Source organism: Bacillus bruguierae, from assembly GCF_037104725.1.
Lineage (GTDB): Bacteria > Bacillota > Bacilli > Bacillales > Bacillaceae_G > Bacillus_A > Bacillus_A bruguierae.
This window is the reverse complement of sequence record NZ_JBAWSX010000001.1, coordinates 683,849-703,385: the sequence shown is the minus strand read 5'-3', so window position 1 is coordinate 703,385 and position 19,537 is coordinate 683,849. Positions and strand designations below refer to the sequence as shown.

Annotated in this window: 22 protein-coding genes; 3 read left to right on the top strand and 19 right to left on the bottom strand. The window is 37.4% G+C overall.

Going from position 1 to position 19,537, the window contains the following annotated elements; translation table 11 throughout:
• Positions 1 to 158: 158 nt before the first annotated feature.
• Positions 159 to 446, top strand: a complete 288-nt coding sequence (locus WAZ07_RS03570) for a hypothetical protein (RefSeq protein ID WP_336471325.1) — start codon at positions 159 to 161, stop codon at positions 444 to 446.
• A gap of 278 nt (positions 447 to 724) precedes the next feature.
• Here the strand turns inward: WAZ07_RS03570 and WAZ07_RS03565 are convergent, their stop codons facing one another.
• Positions 725 to 1,963, bottom strand: coding sequence for a DNA polymerase IV (locus WAZ07_RS03565; protein ID WP_336471324.1), 1,239 nt, complete (start codon positions 1,961 to 1,963; stop codon positions 725 to 727).
• A 72-nt stretch (positions 1,964 to 2,035) separates the two neighbouring features.
• Between WAZ07_RS03565 and WAZ07_RS03560 the strand changes: the two genes are divergently transcribed.
• Positions 2,036 to 2,413 carry an MBL fold metallo-hydrolase gene (locus WAZ07_RS03560; protein ID WP_336471323.1) on the top strand — a complete coding sequence of 126 codons (378 nt, stop codon included), beginning with the start codon at positions 2,036 to 2,038 and terminating at the stop codon, positions 2,411 to 2,413.
• Positions 2,414 to 2,695: 282 nt separating this feature from the next.
• Here the strand turns inward: WAZ07_RS03560 and WAZ07_RS03555 are convergent, their stop codons facing one another.
• Entirely contained in the window at positions 2,696 to 3,814 is a 1,119-nt protein-coding gene (locus WAZ07_RS03555) for a tripeptidase T (RefSeq protein ID WP_090913962.1), read from the bottom strand.
• 284 nt (positions 3,815 to 4,098) lie between these two features.
• On the opposite strand from WAZ07_RS03555, the gene prli42 reads away from it, so the two are divergent.
• A complete protein-coding gene (gene prli42, locus WAZ07_RS03550) occupies positions 4,099 to 4,191 on the top strand; it encodes a stressosome-associated protein Prli42 (protein WP_090914459.1) in 93 nt (30 codons plus the stop codon).
• Between the two features lie 26 nt (positions 4,192 to 4,217).
• Here the strand turns inward: prli42 and WAZ07_RS03545 are convergent, their stop codons facing one another.
• The 17 genes from WAZ07_RS03545 to yqiS all read right to left on the bottom strand — a co-directional run bounded on the left by WAZ07_RS03545 (position 4,218) and on the right by yqiS (position 19,475).
• Positions 4,218 to 4,457, bottom strand: a complete 240-nt coding sequence (locus WAZ07_RS03545; protein WP_090913961.1) for a DUF3894 domain-containing protein — start codon at positions 4,455 to 4,457, stop codon at positions 4,218 to 4,220.
• Between the two features lie 93 nt (positions 4,458 to 4,550).
• Complete coding sequence (locus tag WAZ07_RS03540) at positions 4,551 to 5,138, bottom strand: L,D-transpeptidase (RefSeq protein ID WP_336471322.1); 588 nt, start codon at positions 5,136 to 5,138, stop codon at positions 4,551 to 4,553.
• 17 nt (positions 5,139 to 5,155) lie between these two features.
• On the bottom strand, positions 5,156 to 6,124 hold the full coding sequence (locus WAZ07_RS03535) for an aromatic acid exporter family protein (RefSeq protein ID WP_336471321.1): 969 nt from the start codon (positions 6,122 to 6,124) through the stop codon (positions 5,156 to 5,158).
• Between the two features lie 103 nt (positions 6,125 to 6,227).
• A complete protein-coding gene (locus WAZ07_RS03530; protein ID WP_336471320.1) occupies positions 6,228 to 6,950 on the bottom strand; it encodes an amino acid ABC transporter ATP-binding protein in 723 nt (240 codons plus the stop codon).
• Positions 6,943 to 7,602, bottom strand: a complete 660-nt coding sequence (locus WAZ07_RS03525; protein WP_090913953.1) for an amino acid ABC transporter permease — start codon at positions 7,600 to 7,602, stop codon at positions 6,943 to 6,945. Before WAZ07_RS03525 ends, WAZ07_RS03530 begins: the two co-directional genes overlap by 8 nt.
• Positions 7,603 to 7,638: 36 nt before the next feature.
• Positions 7,639 to 8,418: a transporter substrate-binding domain-containing protein gene (locus tag WAZ07_RS03520; RefSeq protein ID WP_336471319.1), complete on the bottom strand. Its 780-nt coding sequence runs from the start codon at positions 8,416 to 8,418 to the stop codon at positions 7,639 to 7,641.
• Positions 8,419 to 8,651: 233 nt separating this feature from the next.
• Complete coding sequence (locus tag WAZ07_RS03515; RefSeq protein ID WP_336471425.1) at positions 8,652 to 9,065, bottom strand: BrxA/BrxB family bacilliredoxin; 414 nt, start codon at positions 9,063 to 9,065, stop codon at positions 8,652 to 8,654.
• Between the two features lie 152 nt (positions 9,066 to 9,217).
• The gene (locus WAZ07_RS03510) at positions 9,218 to 9,625 is read right to left on the bottom strand and encodes a YjdF family protein (protein WP_090913947.1); all 408 of its coding nucleotides are present in this window, start codon (positions 9,623 to 9,625) and stop codon (positions 9,218 to 9,220) included.
• 139 nt (positions 9,626 to 9,764) lie between these two features.
• The gene (locus tag WAZ07_RS03505) at positions 9,765 to 10,226 is read right to left on the bottom strand and encodes an NUDIX hydrolase (RefSeq protein ID WP_336471318.1); all 462 of its coding nucleotides are present in this window, start codon (positions 10,224 to 10,226) and stop codon (positions 9,765 to 9,767) included.
• 76 nt (positions 10,227 to 10,302) lie between these two features.
• On the bottom strand, positions 10,303 to 11,007 hold the full coding sequence (locus WAZ07_RS03500) for a DUF421 domain-containing protein (RefSeq protein WP_336471317.1): 705 nt from the start codon (positions 11,005 to 11,007) through the stop codon (positions 10,303 to 10,305).
• Between the two features lie 327 nt (positions 11,008 to 11,334).
• A complete protein-coding gene (locus tag WAZ07_RS03495) occupies positions 11,335 to 12,657 on the bottom strand; it encodes a dihydrolipoamide acetyltransferase family protein (protein WP_336471316.1) in 1,323 nt (440 codons plus the stop codon).
• 15 nt (positions 12,658 to 12,672) lie between these two features.
• The gene (gene bfmBAB / locus WAZ07_RS03490; protein ID WP_035429503.1) at positions 12,673 to 13,656 is read right to left on the bottom strand and encodes a 3-methyl-2-oxobutanoate dehydrogenase subunit beta; all 984 of its coding nucleotides are present in this window, start codon (positions 13,654 to 13,656) and stop codon (positions 12,673 to 12,675) included.
• Between the two features lie 13 nt (positions 13,657 to 13,669).
• Positions 13,670 to 14,671 carry a 3-methyl-2-oxobutanoate dehydrogenase subunit alpha gene (gene bfmBAA, locus WAZ07_RS03485; RefSeq protein ID WP_336471315.1) on the bottom strand — a complete coding sequence of 334 codons (1,002 nt, stop codon included), beginning with the start codon at positions 14,669 to 14,671 and terminating at the stop codon, positions 13,670 to 13,672.
• An 81-nt stretch (positions 14,672 to 14,752) separates the two neighbouring features.
• Positions 14,753 to 16,174 carry a dihydrolipoyl dehydrogenase gene (gene lpdA, locus WAZ07_RS03480; RefSeq protein ID WP_336471314.1) on the bottom strand — a complete coding sequence of 474 codons (1,422 nt, stop codon included), beginning with the start codon at positions 16,172 to 16,174 and terminating at the stop codon, positions 14,753 to 14,755.
• 5 nt (positions 16,175 to 16,179) lie between these two features.
• Complete coding sequence (gene buk, locus WAZ07_RS03475; RefSeq protein ID WP_090913937.1) at positions 16,180 to 17,283, bottom strand: butyrate kinase; 1,104 nt, start codon at positions 17,281 to 17,283, stop codon at positions 16,180 to 16,182.
• Between the two features lie 87 nt (positions 17,284 to 17,370).
• Positions 17,371 to 18,471, bottom strand: coding sequence for a leucine dehydrogenase (locus WAZ07_RS03470; RefSeq protein WP_098914738.1), 1,101 nt, complete (start codon positions 18,469 to 18,471; stop codon positions 17,371 to 17,373).
• Positions 18,472 to 18,575: 104 nt separating this feature from the next.
• Positions 18,576 to 19,475, bottom strand: a complete 900-nt coding sequence (yqiS, locus tag WAZ07_RS03465) for a phosphate butyryltransferase (RefSeq protein WP_336471313.1) — start codon at positions 19,473 to 19,475, stop codon at positions 18,576 to 18,578.
• Positions 19,476 to 19,537 lie beyond the last annotated feature (62 nt).

Sequence of the window (19,537 nt, the reverse complement as noted above, 5' to 3'; positions counted from 1 at the left end):
TGAATATATTTTGCATATTTCAATAAAAAATATTTAAAAAAGAAGAAGAAAATATATTAACATAAGTTTCCATCATAAATCCCCATAAATATCGCAATATAAATTATGCGGAATGGGGCTAATTATCTATTCCTAAATTTTTCTACAAGGAGTCGAACATGAATATTCTAAATTGGTTTATATCATTATTCACTTTTGGAAGAGGAACACAGCGAGTGTTTCAATTATTTAGAAATAGACGAAATAATAGAAATTGGATTTGGATTTCTTTACTAAGTATAGGAACAATTTTTGGTTTAGCAGCAAGCCGAAACACCAATATGATGCGACCGTTTCAGCGGTTCTTTCGAGGCCTGCAAAATAGAACAGTTATGCCGATGAATTTAAATTTAACAAATATGGAAATTGCTAATGAAATAACTCCCGATAAGCCAAAAAACTACTAGTATAACTGATATTAACCAAACACGGTTAATAAATTTATTACGTTTCTTAAGAAGAACAATTATACTAAAAACCTCGCAGGAGATACCACCTGCGAGGTTTTGCCTTATATAAATACATTTTAATTTTTCGACAGATAAGTCACGGTTATGCAAAATACAACATGACCTTCACTTGCTTCCTCCATTTGTTTTAAACCTCGCATGTGGCAGAAAAAGGACCTGACCGCTTCTACGCACGGCCAGATGCTCTTGTCCTCCCCTAAAAGGAAAGGGGGCTTTCATGTGAATTTATTCTCTAATTTTTGTTGAAATGTTCTCTCTTGCTGCCGAAACAATTGACTACCGTGCTGAATAACCTTCGCTCCATATTTATTATTTAATTGCTCTATCACTGTCAAAAGCGGTTCTGCCTTCGCATCTTCTTCAAATGAAAATAAATCAAGCTGCTTAATCGCTTCTGTTTTCCATTCTAATTCACAAGCAGTAATTCCAAGTAATCGAACAGGATCACCATCCCAATGTTTTTTCCATAGCCGTATTGTCGCCTGAAAAATATCCGACCATTCCCAAATTGCATTTTCTAACATTTTACTGCGGGTAATCGTTCGGCGATTATAGGATTTAATCGTGATTTGAATATTATATGTAACAAGAGTACGTTTTTGTAATCTTCGGCTGACAGATTGAGACAAGCGCTCTAACGTACTTAACAACTCCTTCTCTTCATCTACATCTTTTGGCAGCGTTATAGAATTTCCGATCGTTTTATATTGCCCCATTTGACTTGGATCAACATCTCTATTATCGATACCGTTTGCACGTTTTTGTAAATCCAATCCATGATTTCCAATGACAGAACGAATAATAGGGGCTTTTCCAGTAGCTAAATCTCCAATCGTATGTATATGTACATCTTTTAATTTTTCTGCTGTTTTCTTTCCGATTCCATGCATTTTTTCAACTGGAAGCGGCCAAAGCTTCTTTTGTATATCACGTTTACGCAATACTGTAATACCTAGCGGCTTTTTCATATCAGAGGCTGTTTTGGCTAGAAATAAGTTCGGAGCAATCCCAATGCTGCACGGAAGCTGTAATTCCGTTAGTAATGTTTGTTGAATCATTTGAGCAATTTCTAACGGCGCCCCAAGCCCGTAGCAATCTGTAATATCTAAATACCCTTCATCAATTGAGACCGGTTGAATTTTTTCTGTAAACCGTGCCAAAATTTGAAATAACGCAAAAGAAGCCTCCCGATATAACTCAAAGTTTGGATGTTTTATAATGAGTTCCGGGCATAGCCGCTTTGCTTCCCAAACAGGCATCGTTGCACGAACTCCCTTCGCTCTTGCCTCATAACTACACGTTACAATAATGCCTTTTCGTTCTTTCGCATTACCAGCTATCGCTAATGGTTTTCCTTGTAACGATACATCGCGAGCAATTTCAACAGATGCATAAAAACAATTCATATCAACATGCAAAATGACACGACCATTTTTCGGATACATTTCACGCATCTTTCTCACCACCAAAGGAACGTTTGTTCTCATTTTATCAAAAGACTTGTAAAAAAATCAATATTTGAAAGGATGGAATCGTTACTATGCGGACATTCACTTTGCGATGCTATGCTGTATATTCCAGAAGATAAAGTGATATTCATGGGTGACTTGTTATTTGTTGATTGCCATCCTACATTTTTCGAAGAATCAAATCCACAAAAATGGATTCATATTTTAAAAGAGGTTGAAAGGATGGATATTGATATAGCTATACCAGGTCATGGCTCGGTAGGTACAAAGATTAATTTCTTACAAGTAATCGATTATATACATAACTTAACTACAATTGCACAAAAAAACAACGAGATTGAAACGATTCCATTACCTAACGACTACAAAAATTGGCCTTCCCCGCAAATCTATCATCAAAATGTAAAAACACTAAAAGAACTATTGCATTGTTAAGCTATACGAATCCATTTTAATTTTTCGACGTAAAAGTCGCTGCTATGGAGAAAAAATTGACCTGTACCCGTTTTCTCTCTTTATTTTAGCTCTTTCCCGTGACAGGAAAAGGCCCTGACCGCTACTATGCATGTTCAGATGCTCTTGCTCAGCTAAAAAGAAAAGGGTTTTTATATATCGTTTTTTCAATTTATGTTTATATAGTTGAAAAACATTTACGTAAAGTAATAAGAAAACGCATGGGTCATTTACCCATGCGTTTCAACTTGACCAATTTTTTGATTACTTCGCTACTTCCTCAATAATCGCAACAACCATCTCTGCTGTTTTCACTAATTCTTCAACAGGAATTTTTTCGTTTGTTGTATGAATTTCTTCATAACCAACTGCTAAGTTTACTGTTGGAATACCGTGACCCGCAATTACGTTTGCATCGCTACCGCCACCGCTTTGGTGAAGAGATGGTGTACGACCGATTTTTTCAGCAGCACGTTTCGCAACTTCTACAACGTGATCGCCATCAGCAAATTTAAATCCTGGGTACATTACTTTTACTTCTACTTCTGCTTCTCCGCCCATTTCTTTAGCTGTTGATTCAAATGCTTCTTTCATTTTACGAACTTGCTCTTGCATTTTTTCGTCTACTAAAGAACGTGCTTCAGCAAAGATTTCTACATAGTCACAAACGATATTTGTTTGTGTACCACCTTCAAAACGACCGATATTCGCAGTTGTTTCAGAATCAATGCGGCCAAGTGGCATTTTTGCAATGGATTTTGCTGCAATTGTAATTGCAGATACACCTTTTTCTGGTGCTACACCAGCGTGAGCTGTTTTACCGCGAATAATTGCATTTACTTTCGCTTGCGTTGGTGCTGCAACAACGATTTCCCCAACTTTTCCATCGCTGTCTAATGCATAACCATATTTTGCTGTAATGCGTTCACGATCTAATGCTTTTGCACCAACAAGACCAGATTCTTCACCAACTGTAATGATGAATTCTATTTTTCCGTGCGCAATGTTTTTCTCTTTTAACACTCGAATTGCTTCAAACATAGATGCAAGCCCAGCTTTATCATCAGCACCTAAAATTGTTGTACCGTCAGATACGATATAACCATCTTGAATAGAAGGCTTAATTCCTTTACCAGGAACAACTGTATCCATATGAGAAGTAAAGTAGATTGTATCTACTCCTTCTTTTGTTGCTGGTAATGTACAAACTAAGTTACCAGCACCGTGACCAGTCTCACCCATTGTATCATCTTCAAATACTTCAACGCCTAAAGAAGAGAATTTTTCTTTTAACACTTTGCAAATCTCAGCTTCGTATTTTGTTTCAGAGTCTACTTGCACAAGTTCCATAAATTCATTCACTAAACGTTCTTGATTAATCATGAGAATGCGCCTCCTGTTATGTATGTAACAATGACTATTATAACAGAATTCTGGAAAAGTTTCGAAGGAGAAATAGTGAAACTTTAATCAGTGGAAGCTTTCTTTATCTGCCACATGCAAAAATTAAAACAAAAGGAGAAAGCGAATGCAGCTCATGTTTTATTGTTACATAGCAACAAATTAAAATGGATTTATGCAGAAAATGTCTCTTAATAGACCCTTGTACCAAATTTCGTTTGTATATACAATAGGATTGAGGAGATTCGCAAGGAGGATCGATCATGATGAGTAAAAAAATGCAAAAAATTATGGTTTATGTCATGTTAATTTCCATGCTTGTCACAACATTACTTACTGGCATAAGTATGTTTTGGTAAAAAAAAGGGGGGATATTCTCCCCTTTTTATGTTGCCATAATAATAAGTCCTGTAATACTAAACGCAATTCCCATTCCAAGCGAAAGAACAAAGTTTGCATATTGCTGCTCATAAAAAGCACTTAATGCAAAAGTAAAATTAAGAAGGGAAATAGAAAAAACAGATAATGAAAATGGACATATATTAAAAGTTGCCAATATGAAAGTAATAATTGCAAGAGCACCAATTAAGAACTGAATGTATGGTAGTCTATTATTCGTATACATAACAGCAACTCCTTTTCACATAACCTTTATTTATACTGTATCCACGAGCAGTACTAGTTCTCCTGATGGAAGTTTAACTTTATGTTATCATCATTAACGCATGTTATATGTAAACATGTCAAGACAAGATATAATATGACAAAAAGCCAACATATACTGTTGGCTTTCTTCGTAAGCAATTGCACCCTTTTCTTTCGCAAGTTGCTCAAATGATTTTTTTGATTTCACAATCCATACTTTTGTTCCAATGGGAATACGATCGTACAAATACTCTACATCTTTTTTGTGCATTCGAATGCACCCTTGCGAAACGTATTTGCCAATGGAGCTTGGCTGATTTGTTCCGTGTATCCCATATTTACTACCATCTGTACCTCGGGCATTAAAACCTATCCATCTTGAACCGAGCGGATTTTCCGGTGAACCACCGGGAATATTCTTCGCAATATAATACGGATTTTTCGCCTTCATCACAACATCAAATGTACCTTCCGGCGTTAAATCATTCGTTTTACCTGTTGCAACTGGAAATGTATTTTGTATCTTTCCATCTTGAATATATGCAAGTCGGTTCGTTTGTTTATTAACGATAATAAGCGGATCGCCAACACGCGGATTATCACCGAGCGGCCAAAGAGGCGATAGGGAAATAAATAATATGAATGAAAGAAGATATGGCATACCTCATTCCGTCCTTCTTATATTAATTCTTTAATGTTATATTTCCCTATAAATCGACTTTTAATGAGTAAAAATTGCTCTATTTCATAGACGAGCTGAACGAGCTTAGCACGTGTTTCAAATTCTTCTCGTGTTTCTGGAAGCGGCATTTCTCGAAAGATTTCTCGCATCTCTTGAAGCTGTCTTAATGATATAACCCCTGTACTTTTGGGGCGAATTGCATTCCCGACATTTTCAATTACATCCGCCACCATACCCGCTTGTTCATATGACCAAGATAACGAAGCAACTAGCGGCATAACTCTTTCTAAAATTTCATACTGTTGCTGGCGCATTTGAAAATAACGATAGTAATAATCATCTTCACGCATAAACCTATTTTCCAGCTTTATAAAGGATACTTCTTTTGCCCTCTCAAGTAATGTTTCCGTTTCAATTAGCTCTTTTCCATTCCACACACTATCACGGTTTCTTAAATAGGCAGCCATTTCAAATAGAATCGTCTTAAAATTAGATTCTACTTTTTGTTGATACTCTTTTAACTCACTTTCAACGCTCGGCATGTACAAATTAATTAGCAAAGCAACACTAATTCCAACCGTTAAAATCGCAATCTCATTTCCAACAATGGGCCATGTAATTTTTTGCAGTGAATATAAATGAAAAACAATAACAGAGCTTGTAACAATCCCCTCTTGAATCTTAAGCATAACCGCACTAGGAATAAACAGAAGTAATAAAACCCCAATTGCTAACGGTGTATATCCTATTGATTCAAAAATAAAAAATGCAAATACCATAGAAAGTAAACAAGCTAAAAAGCGATGAATAGATACTTCTAATGATTTTCTTTTTGTATTTTGTACACATAAAATGACAAGAATGCCGGCTGAGCTATAAAACTCCAAATGAAGTAATTGAGCAATCCACACAGCCAAGGCAGTTCCAGCTGCTGTTTTCACTGTTCGATATCCAATTTTAAACATGTTAACGCTCCTATTATGTACGATCTACTTTCAACTTAAGTATAAAGAAAAGGATGATACAATGTCATCCTTTTTCCCTTATTATTCACGTAACGTTTACATGTTACAACATTTTTTGCAAAAACTCTTGAGCACGTTTGCTTTCCGGCACTGTAAAAAATTGCTCTGGCTTCGCGTCTTCTACAAGTTTTCCACCATCTAAAAAGAGAACACGATCTGCTACTTCCTTTGCAAACCCCATTTCGTGCGTAACGATTGCCATCGTCATTCCTGTCGTTGCAAGAGATTTCATAACTTCTAATACTTCTTTCACCATCTCCGGATCCAGCGCTGAAGTCGGCTCATCAAATAGCATAACATCCGGTTCCATTGCTAATGCCCTTGCAATTGCAACACGCTGTTTTTGTCCACCAGAAAGACGATTTGGATAGGCATCCTTTTTCTCAAGTAATCCCACTTTTTCTAATAATTCTTCAGCCTTTTTCACCGCCTCTTCCTTTGCAGTACCTTTTACCGTAAGAGGAGCATACGTAATATTTTCTAACACTGTCATATGAGGGAATAAATGAAAATGTTGAAATACCATTCCAACATGCTGACGAACTTCCATAATCTTTGTGTTCGGATTTGTTACCTCCTGATCACCAATCCAAATTTGCCCGCTCGATGGTGCTTCTAATAGGTTCATGCAACGTAAAAATGTTGATTTCCCTGAACCAGATGGTCCAATAATTGCTACGACTTCGCCTTGTCCAATTGTTGTTGTAATACCTTTTAATACTTCGTTATTTCCAAATGATTTGTGAAGGTCTTTAATTTTAATCACTTTTCTTCATTCTCCCTTCAACTGCTTTCCCAACGAATGTAAGAATCATAACAAGAATGTAATAAATCATCCCGACAAATAAAAGCGGTTCAAAATAAGACAATGTCTCGCCGCCAACAATATACGCACGGCGCATTAAATCTGTTGCACCTATAACAGTAACGACCGCGGACTCTTTCGTTAATGTAACAAATTCGTTTACTAATGCAGGTAATATATTTTTTAATGCTTGCGGTAAAATAATATTTCGCATCATTTTTCCATATGGAATACCAAGTGCCATTGCCGCTTCTGTTTGTCCTTTATCAACTGCTTGAATTCCAGCACGAATCACTTCTGACATGTATGCGCCTGAATTTAAGCTAAATGCTAACACAGCTGCTAAAAATGCTGAAATATCATATCCTGTAATTTGCGGAAGACCGTAATAAATAAGCATTAATTGTAGTACAAGCGGTGTACCGCGGAAAAGAGATGTATAAAAATCAGCAATTATACTTAAAACTTTTATTCTAGCAATTTTACAAAGCGCTAATAACGTCCCTAGCGCAAAGCCAAGCAAAGAAGCGACAGCTACAATCTTTAATGTTACTTCTAAACCTTTTAATATATATGGTATTGAAGGCGTTATTTGCGAAAAATCCAAGTTCATCCTAAGTCAGTCCTCCCTAGAAGATGGAAAGGCGGCTTATTTCTCGCCGCCAAACCATTTCTTCACTAATTTATCCATTTCTCCATTTTCTTTCATTTTCTTAATTACTTTATTAAACTCCGCTGTCTTATCACTATTTTTCGGAAGCGCAATTGCTGAACCAGCTTCATCTGCAGCTTCTGGAATTTCCACACTCCTTAACTCTTTATTTTTTTCTAAATATCCTTTTGCTACTGTATCTTCTAAAATAATTGCATCAAAACGCCCTGCTTGAATTTCTTGAATTAGTTCTGGTACACGATCACGTCCTTCAGATTGGAACGATACTTGTTTTTGTAAATCTTTCGCCTTTTCTTCTTGGATAGATCCTGTTTGTACTCCTACTTTTTTTCCTTGTAGATCTTGCAATGTTGTAATATTTGAACCTTCTTTAGAAATGATTACATTTTTAGCGACAAAATAAATATCTGTAAAATCTGCATTTTTCTTACGCTCTGCTGTCGGTGTCATTCCAGCCATGATAAAGTCAACTTTCCCAGCCTCTAATGAGGCTAACAATCCACCAAAATCCATATCTTTAATTTTAACTTTGTAACCTAATTCTTTACTAATATAGTTCATAACATCGATATCAAAACCGATAATGTCTTCACTCTTCTTTGCATCTACATATTCATACGGTTTGTAATCTGCAGACGTTCCCATAACTAACACTTTCTTTTTATTATCACTTCCTGCATTTCCACCCTTACTACAAGCAGTGAATATACTCATGATTAAAATAAGTGCAACTGAAATTGATAAAAACTTCTTCATTACTTTCCCTCCTAGTTAATGTATATTTATATGTTTTATAGAATTTTTATTCGATGAATGTATTGTAACAACAAATTTATTTTTATGCAATAAATAAAATAAAAATAAATTAATTTTCTTTTTATAGCGTAAATAAACCGGCATATACTGTATAATTCAATGCATAAACAACTTGAATTATGTATAAAAAAGAACCGTTAAGATCACATTCTTAACGGTTCTAAAAACGTATATTACATTTCATCACAATGTTCTTCAAAGTACGATTGTAATTTAGCAATAACTTGCATTGGCTCATGGCCTTCAATCTCATGACGCTCAACCATCGTTACAATCTTTCCATCTTTCAATAGTGCAAACGATGGCGAAGATGGTGGATATCCTTCAAAATATTCACGAGCACGTGCTGTTGCCTCTTTATCTTGACCTGCAAACACAGTAACAAGATGATCTGGACGTTTATCATAATGAATAGAATGAGCTGCTGCTGGACGAGCAATTCCCCCTGCACAGCCGCATACAGAGTTTACCATTACAAGTGTTGTACCTTTCTTTTGCAATGCTTCATCTACAGCTTCTGGCGTTGTTAATTCTGCATAACCAGCTGCTACGATTTCTTCTCGCGCTTGACGAACAACGTCATTCATAAAAAAGTTGAAGTTAATCAAAGCTTTCCCTCCTCACATATCTCTATCTGTATCTTACCAATAACCATTTCGAAAATACAAGTAAACTTACTTTCTTTGTAGCCATGATTCACTAAAAAACGTCTTCAAGACCTTGCTCGAAGACGTTTTTCTTAATGACCACGATGCTTCTGTTTCGCTTTTTGCACTTTTAAGGCACGTTTTTTCCGCTTTTCTATTTCTCGTATTTCTTTCGATTGCACTTGCTTCTCTCTTTTATGCACTTCATACGATAATTGAATAGCTTCTTGTGCTTTCGTAAATTTTGAAGTTTTTAATTCCCTTGCTGCTTGCCGAATCATGCGTTTTACATTTTTCGGACGCTTTTGCTGTTTCATCTCTACTCCGCATTTAGCAAAGCGATTAAAATACGGTAACAACGTATCATTTACAAACAAAAGCACTTCTTCATCAGACGGTTCAGTACCAAAAATATGCCGTACTGCATACAACTTCCCATTTTCTTCTCGTTCAATCATTCCTACAAAATACTGACCGTCATGATATACTGTCAATTTCACTGACAGCCCCTCCTTTACAAACTTATTCAGAAATGCTGGACATCCCGGAGGGGAAGGTTACTGACATAAAAAAATTATGCGTCTGGACTACCAACCAGAACTGTGTTTTTGTATCTCTATCACCATTATATTACAATTTTCACTTATTTTGTATCATTTCTGTATATACTTCAATCATTCTTTTATGTGATCCTACAATATACTCTGGCAATTCTGTAACCGGAAAAAACTTTAATTGTATTGCCTCCTCTTTATTTACAGTAGGTTCTCCTTCATAGTCATGCGTATAATATGCAGTCGTTACTGCTTGAAACTCGTCACCGTTTGCTAGTTTCACAAAATGTTTTGCACCTGAGAACACATTAATGAGCTGCAAATTCTTCACATGAATACCGGTCTCTTCATACACTTCACGGTATGCAGTTTCTTCTGGTGATTCTCGCAGCTCCATTAATCCACCAGGAAGTCCCCATTTTCCATGCGGTTCTTGTCTTTGTTGTAATAACACTTCCTCATTTTTATTCAATACAAGAACAACTGAACCGACTAAAATTAACGGACGATGACCAACTACTTTTCGTAATTCCTCCACATATCCCATTTTCACAAACCTTTCTTTTTATTTCCTTGTCCACACCATTGTATCATATGTATAAAATGGAAAAATGATCATTATTTTACTTTTTAAGCAAAATATTTATTTGCCCCTTTTCATCTACTGTTGCTAATTGAATGGATTGAATCGGTACTTTCTGCTTTAACTCGTTTTTTACCCACTCTTCTGTTTTTTCTAATAAAGAGAGAACATCCTTTTGGATATTCCCGTTCTTTATTAAGATAAATGTAATAGGTGATTGTTCTGCGTATATTTTCATATCTTTTCGAGAAACTTTTTCATATGCTGCGTACTGAAATACAGAAACGACTCCACTCGCTTCCCATAAGGCTAGTTTGACTGTTTGAATATCTGTAATCCCTTGCAATCTTAGCTCCGAAAATACATACTCTACTGTAATCCGCGCTTTCTTTAAATTATTAAACTGAACGGAACCATTATGTATAAGAATAATGGGTGCAGGCTCTAAAAATCGTCTCCACCGATCCCACTTTAATGTCAAAATAGAACTTACTATATGAAGTACGACAAGAATAAACGATGTAATCATAGAACCAAAAAGACCTATTTTTTCATCAGACAATGCATTCGATAGATTTCCCTCTAATAATAGCACGAGAATAAGATCTAAAAAACGAAGCTGAGCAATAGAGCGTTGTCCCATCGCTTTTGCCACAATAATTAAAAACAGATATGCCAATATAGCACGGAGCATCCACTCGAAACTCGAAAGATGCTTTGCTCCTTCAAATATGTGCATATGCATAATAGATGGCACCCCTTACTAAAAGTCATCCTTTTAGTTTGCGTTTATCTATATTGTCTATGTAAAAAAACATTATAAAGTTTCAACTGCGCCTCAGTATATATAAGTAGAAAAAACGACATATAAACTTCTTTTTTTAGAGGGGCAAGCGCATCTAGCTATGCATAGACGCGGTCAGGGCCTTTTTCTGTCACGTCCAAAGTAGAAAATAAAGGGAGAATACGATTGCAGGGTATATTGTATTCTGTATGCAGCGACTTATATGGCGAAAAATTAAAGTAAATTTGTATACGCAAAAAAAGCCCGCCAATTGGCGAGCTTTTTTTATTAATATACAGAAGTATTATCTGCAGATGTATTTTCAAGAATTTCTTTTACGCGTCCTAAGAACTTACCGCAAATGAATCCGTCTAATACGCGGTGGTCAAGAGATAGGCATAGGTTAACCATATCACGTGCACCGAACATACCGTTATCCATAATTACTGGACGTTTCACAATAGATTCTACTTGTAAAATTGCTGCTTGTGGATAGTTAATAATACCCATAGATTGAACCGAACCAAATGATCCTGTGTTATTAATCGTAAATGTTCCACCTTGCATTTCGTCAGCTTTTAATGATTTCGTACGTACTTTCGTTGCAAGCTCAGTAATTTCACGAGCGATACCTTTAATTGTTTTTTCATCAGCATGTTTAATAACTGGAACGAATAATTCATCGTCAGTTGCAACTGCGATAGAAAGGTTAATATCTTTCTTCTGAACAATTTTATCGCCAGCCCACATAGAATTAATTTGTGGGTATTCTTTTAAAGCCTGTGCAACAGCTTTTACGAAGAATGCAAAGAATGTTAAATTAAAGCCTTCACGCTTTTTAAATTCACCTTTAATTGAATTGCGGTATGAAACAAGATCTGTTACATCCACTTCAATCATCATCCAAGCATGTGGTGCTTCATGTTTACTGCGCAGCATGTTTGCAGCAATTGCTTTACGTACGCCAGTCACTGGGATTTCAATATCTCCAGGCATTGTTGGTACAGATACCGGTTTTGCCGCTTCTGCTTTAGGAGCTGTTGGTGTTGGCGCAACTGTTGGTGCAGCTGGAGCTTCTTGTGCAATTGGTGCAGCTTCTTTCTTCGCACCTGCTTGTGGAATATTTCCAGATTCAACTAATTTCAAAATATCTTTGCGTGTAATACGACCATTTGCTCCCGTGCCTACTACTGCATCTAGGTCAATATTATGTTCACCTGCAAGTTTTAATACAGCTGGTGAAAAACGCGGTTTACCATCAGTTGGTTGCTTTACTTTCGGTGCCGGTGCGGATAGCGGTGCAACTGCCTCTGCTTTTGGCGCCTCTTCAGTTTTCTCTTCTACAGCTGTTGCGGCTACTTCATCTGCACCCTCAACTTGAATCATACAAATCACTTCACCGACAGCTAATGTATCACCTTCGCCAGCGATTAATTCTGTAACAACCCCGCTAAAAGAGGAAGGTACTTCTGCGTTTACTTTATCTGTCATTACTTCTGCAAGCGGATCATATTTATTTACGTGATCACCAACAGAAACAAGCCATTTACTAATTGTACCTTCTGTTACACTCTCCCCAAGCTGAGGCATTGTAATTTTTTCTACAGCCATGTATAGTCCCCCCGATTAAAATTCCGCAAGTTCGCGCATTGCTTTTTCAACTTTATCTGGATTCACCATAAAGAATTTTTCCATTGTTGGTGCATATGGCATTGCTGGAACGTCTGGACCTGCAAGACGAGCAATTGGTGCATCAAGATCAAATAAGCAATTTTCAGCGATAATTGCCGCTACTTCACTCATAATGCTTCCTTCTTTATTATCTTCCGTTACAAGAAGAACTTTACCTGTTTTTGAAGCCGCTTCAATAATTGCTTCCTTATCTAATGGATATACAGTACGTAAATCAAGAACGTGAGCAGAAATGCCATCTTGTGCTAATTTTTCAGCAGCTTGAAGAGCAAAGTGAACACATAATCCATATGTGATAACAGTAATGTCATCACCTTCACGTTTTACGTCTGCTTTTCCAATTGGTAATACATAATCATCTTCCGGCACTTCACCTTTAATTAAGCGATATGCACGTTTATGTTCAAAGAACAATACTGGATCTTCATCACGAATTGCTGCTTTTAATAAACCTTTTGCATCATATGGTGTAGAAGGAATTACAATTTTTAAACCAGGTTGGTTTGCAAAAAGTGCTTCTACAGATTGAGAATGATACAATGCACCGTGAACACCGCCGCCAAATGGTGCACGGATTGTTACCGGGCAAGTCCAATCATTGTTAGAGCGGTAACGAATTTTTGCTGCTTCGGAAACAATTTGGTTAACCGCTGGCATAATGAAGTCAGCAAATTGCATTTCTGCAATTGGGCGCATTCCATACATTGCTGCACCGATTGCTACCCCAGCAATTGCAGATTCTGCAAGTGGTGTATCAAGCGCGCGCATTTCACCAAATTGATCATATAATCCATTTGTTGCTTTAAATACGCCGCCTTTTTTACCAACGTCTTCTCCTAATACAAATACTTTTTCATCGCGTTCCATTTCCTCGCGCATTGCTAATGTAATCGCGTCAATATAAGACATTACAGCCATGAAACGTTCCCCCTTATTCCGCGTATACGTGCTTTAATGCAGACTCTGCATCTGCATACGGAGCATTTTCTGCATATTCTGTTGCTTCGTTTACGATATGCATTACATCATCTAACATTTGTTTTTCAGATTCCTCTGTTAAAATGCCTACTTCTTGTAAGTAATTTGCAAATGTATAGATTGGATCTTTTTTCTTTGCTTCTTCTACTTCTTCTCGGTCACGGTAAACACGATCATCGTCATCACTAGAGTGTGCTGTTAAACGATAAGATACCGTTTCAATTAATGTTGGACCTTCACCACGGCGTCCGCGATCTGCTGCTTCTTTTACAGCTTTATATACTTCAAGCGGGTCATTTCCGTCTACTGTATATCCTGGCATACCATAACCAATTGCACGGTCAGATACATTTTTACATGCTAATTGTTTTTCAACAGGGATAGAGATTGCATATTTATTATTTTCACACATGAAAATAACAGGTAATTTGTGTACCCCAGCAAAGTTTGCACCCTCATGGAAATCACCTTGGTTGGAAGAACCTTCACCAAATGTAACAAATGTTACTAAGTCTTTTCCTTCCATCTTTCCTGCTAACGCAATACCTACTGCATGTGGTACTTGTGTTGTAACTGGTGAAGAACCTGTTACGATGCGATTTTTCTTTTGTCCAAAGTGCCCAGGCATTTGACGTCCGCCAGAGTTTGGATCTTCTGCTTTTGCAAATCCGGATAACATAAGCTCTCTCGCTGTCATACCAAATGCTAACACGACACCCATATCACGATAATACGGCAGTGCGTAGTCTTTTTCACGATCAAGTGCAAACGCTGCTCCTACCTGTGCAGCTTCTTGTCCTTGACAAGAAATTACAAACGGAATTTTCCCTGCACGGTTTAATAACCACATACGCTCGTCAATTTTACGTGCGAGTAACATCGTGCGATACATTTCTAATACTTGCTCGTCGCTTAACCCAAGCTCTTCATGGCGTTTTGCTTTTACTTCAGCCATTTTAACACCCTCCTAAATCCTTTTTACCCCGCTCTATTATAAAGCAAGAACGATACACTATCCATTTCTAATGGTTCACTTTTACCCGTGTAACGCTTTTCCATCAACTGCTAACGCAGCTTCACCAATCGCTTCTGATAATGATGGATGTGGATGAATTGTATGTGCAACTTCCCAAGGCGTTGCATCCAATACTCTTGCAAGACCTGCTTCTGAGATCATATCTGTTACGTGTGGTCCAATCATATGAACACCAAGAATATCATTTGTTTCTTCATCAACAACAAGTTTTACAAAACCATCAGATTCTCCATATACAAGCGCTTTACCGATTGCACGGAATGAGAATTTACCTACTTTTAATTTATAACCTTTTTCTTTCGCTTCTTGCTCTGTTAAACCGACAGAAGCAACTTCTGGGCTGCTATATACACATTTAGACACCATAGAGTAATCAATTGGCATTGGTTCTTTTCTAGCAATGTGTTCAACCGCTACAATTCCTTCGTGAGAAGCAACATGCGCAAGCTGCAGGCCACCAATTACATCTCCAATCGCATAAATGTGCGATTCTTTCGTTTGATAATATTCATTGGTTTGAATATAACCTTTTTCAACAACGATATCTGTATTTTCTAAGCCGATATTTTGTGTGTTTGCTTGTCTTCCAACAGATACAAGCATTTTTTCAGCTTTAAACTCTTTATTTTCACCATTCAATTCAGCTTGAATCGTTACACCGTTATCTTTTACTAAAGTTTCTGGTAACACTTTTGCACCAGTTACAACTTTAATGCCTTTTTTCTTAAGTAAACGTTGCATTTCCTTAGAAACATCTTGATCTTCAAGCGGTAAAACGTGTTTTGCATATTCAAGTACAGTTACTTCCACGCCAAAATCAGCAAGCATAGATGCCCACTCAATACCAATTACGCCGCCACCAACAATAATGATAGATTCAGGAAGCGTTTCCATTTTTAGGGCGTGATCAGATGACATGACATATTCACCATCAAGTTCAAGTCCTGGTAAAGAATTTGGACGTGATCCTGTTGCGACGATTACATTTTTCGGAATAAGCATTTCATTCTCTTCTCCGCTCGTCAATTCAACAGAAATCGTACCTGGCATCGGCGAGAAAATAGATGGGCCAAGAATACGACCAATTCCTTCGTATACATCGATTTTTCCTTGCTTCATTAAATGCTGAACACCTTTATGAAGTTGGCTAACGATTTTTTCTTTACGTTCTTGTACTTTTGCAAAATTTAATTCTACATTGCTCGTTACAACGCCGAATTCTTCACCTTTTTTCGCAGTTGCAAAAACTTCAGCACTGCGAAGTAACGCTTTACTAGGAATACATCCTTTGTGTAAGCAAGTACCACCTAGGTTCTCTTTTTCAACAAGCGCTGTTCTTAATCCTAATTGTGATGCACGAATAGCAGCGACATATCCGCCTGTACCACCGCCAACGATGACTAAATCGTATTCTTTTGCCATATTACTCAACCCCTAGCTACTGTTTCTTTTTCCCTTACAGCATACTCTTTTGCAGTTTCTTCATCACGAAGTACACGAAGTGCACCTTCTGCTAATGCTTGTAATTCATCTTCACCTGGATGCACAATAACATCTGCAATCCAATGAACACGTTCTTTAATTTCATCAACGAGAATTTTACTATATGCAAGACCGCCCGTTAAAACAATGGCATCTACTTTACCATGAAGAACTGCACTTGCTCCGCCGATCTCTTTTGCAACTTGATATGCCATCGCTGTATAAACAAGCGTTGCTTCCGGATCGCCTTGTTCTACCATTTTTTCTACTTTAATTGCATCATTTGTACCAAGTAAGCTTACTAAGCCTCCTTGTCCAACGATTTTTTTCATCATTTCATCACGGTAATAGTCACCAGAGAAACACATTTCTACAAGCTGGCCTACCGGAACCGTTCCTGCACGCTCTGGGCTGAATGGTCCTTCTCCATTTAAACCGTTATTTACATCAATAACTTTTCCTTTTTTATGAGCACCAACTGAAATACCGCCGCCCATATGTGCAATTAATAAATTTAAATCTTCATATTTACGATCAAGTTCTTTTGCAACTTTACGAGCTACTGCTTTTTGGTTTAGCGCATGAAAAATACTTCTTCGCTCCATGCCAGCTATCCCGCTAATACGAGCAATATCTTCCATTTCATCTACAACTACTGGATCAACAATAAACGCTGGAATGTTAAGTCCAGAAGCAATTTCATATGCTAAAATTCCACCTAGATTAGAAGCATGATGACCACTATAACCATTCTTCAAATCTTCTAGCATTGCTTCGTTTACCGTATACGTACCGCCTTCAATCGGACGAAGTAGTCCGCCGCGACCACATACAGCATTTAACTTAGAAATATTAATGCCATGAGAATGAAGCACCTCTAAAATAGTTTGTTTACGAAATTCATATTGATCAATAATACGCTTATATTTCCCAATCTGTTCTTCGTCATGACGAATTGTTTCTTCTAAAACAGGTCTTTCATTATCAAAAACACCAATCTTCGTAGATGTGCTACCAGGATTAATGACAAGAATTCGATTCACGGACAAGACTGCTCCCTCCACCATTTATTTAGAAAGACAGTAGCAACGGCTTAATGAAGTTGCTACTGCTTTCGCATTTATTTTTTCTATGAATTAGCGACGGCTTAAAATGTTATGGCCGTTACTTAAAAATGTGCTACGTGTATTTTTTAAGCTTGCGATGCGCTCTTCAGCAAGACGATCTGCTGCTACATATGTTGGCACACCATCACGTTTTGAAATTGCGATTACTTTTTCAATTGTGTCATAAATTGCTTCTACACGTTTTAATGCACGCTCTCTATTGTATCCGTATAACTCGTCCGCTACGTTAATTACGCCGCCTGCATTAATAACATAGTCTGGTGCATATACGATACCCATTTCATCAACGATATCACCGTGACGATCTTCTTTTAGTTGGTTATTTGCAGAACCAGCAATTACTTTTGCTTTTAATTGTGGAATTGTTTCGTCGTTTACTGTTGCTCCTAGTGCACATGGTGCATAAATGTCACATTCTACACCGTAAATTTCATTTGGCTCAACAGCAGTTGCACCAAACTCTTCTACAGCACGTTGTACCGCTTCTTTATTAATATCTGTAACGATTAATTTTGCACCTTCTGCATGTAGGTGTTTGCATAGGTGATAAGCTACATTCCCTACACCTTGAACAGCAATTACTTTACCTTCTAAGCTATCTGTACCGAACGCTTCTTTTGCAGCTGCTTTCATACCAACGTATACGCCGTAAGCAGTTACTGGAGATGGGTTACCAGAAGAACCGAATGAAGGTGAAATACCTGTTACGAAATCTGTTTCTTCATGAATAATATCCATATCATCTACAGTTGTACCAACATCTTCAGCTGTGATGTAACGACCATTTAATCCTTGAATGTAACGTCCTAACGCGCGGAACATTGCTTCGCTCTTATCTTTGCGTGGATCGCCGATAATAACTGTTTTTGCACCACCTAAGTTTAAACCAGCTGCTGCGTTTTTATATGTCATACCTTTTGCAAGACGAAGAGCATCTTCAATTGCAGCTTCTTCAGAATCGTATGTCCACATTCTTGTTCCGCCAAGAGCTGGTCCAAGAGTTGTGTCATGAATTGCAATGATTGCTTTTAATCCTGATTCTTTATCTTGACAGAACACCACTTGCTCGTAATCGTAAGTTTCTAAGTATTTGAAGATTTCTAATGTCATTGTAATTTCCCCCTTGATATGTTTACCATTTTCAATTTTAGTCCGTTATATCGGACGCATTTCCTTAATCATGAATGAAAATAAAACATGCATTGCAAGAAAGTTTATTTAGAAGCAGTCGCAACTGCCAATGCTAATGAATACACTTTTGTTTCTGCTGAATCAGCACGAGATGTTAACACAATCGGTGCTTTCGCTCCAGCGATAATCGCTCCTACTTTTGCATCCGCAAAATATACAAGCGATTTATATAATACATTTCCAGCTTCAATTGTTGGGACGAGTAAAATATCTGCTTTACCAGCGACATCGCTTTGAATTCCTTTATGCTCTGCTGCAATTTGTGAAACAGCATTATCTAAAGCAAGTGGTCCGTCAATGATACAATTTTTAATTTGACCCCGGCGATTCATTTGCGTTAACATTGCTGCATCAATCGTTGCTTGCATTGCAGGATTTACAACTTCCACAGCAGCAATCGGAGCTACTTTCGGTACTTCTATTCCTATTGCCCGGGCAACTTCAACTGCATTTTGTGCAATCGCTGCTTTTTGCTGTACGTCTGGAGCGATATTCATCGCTGCATCTGTTACGATGATAAAGCGATCGTAATTCGGTACTTCAAAAGCTGCAACGTGTGATAACACACCGCCTTTACGAAGACCCCACTCTTTATTTAATACTGCTTTTAAAATGTTAGCTGTTGGAATATTGCCCTTCATAAGTACATCCGCTTCTCCGCCTCTTACAGCTTTTACTGCCAATTCAGCAGCTTCTGCACTAGATGTAGTAGAAATTACTTCAATATGTTCTGAAGGCGTTAATCCATGCTCTTGTAACATACTCACAATTGTTTCTTGATTTCCATATAGACGAAATTGAGCTAACTGTAATTGTACAGCCTTTGTTACGGCCTCAATTACTTCATGATCTTCAGCTACTGCGACAGCAACTGTTTTTTTCGGTTGCTTTGCTGCTTGATCAATTAAAGTTTGTAACTTCATATTTTGTAATCAACCCTTCCTCGTCGTCCCTCGCTTATATATTAAAGCAAATACCGTGCCAA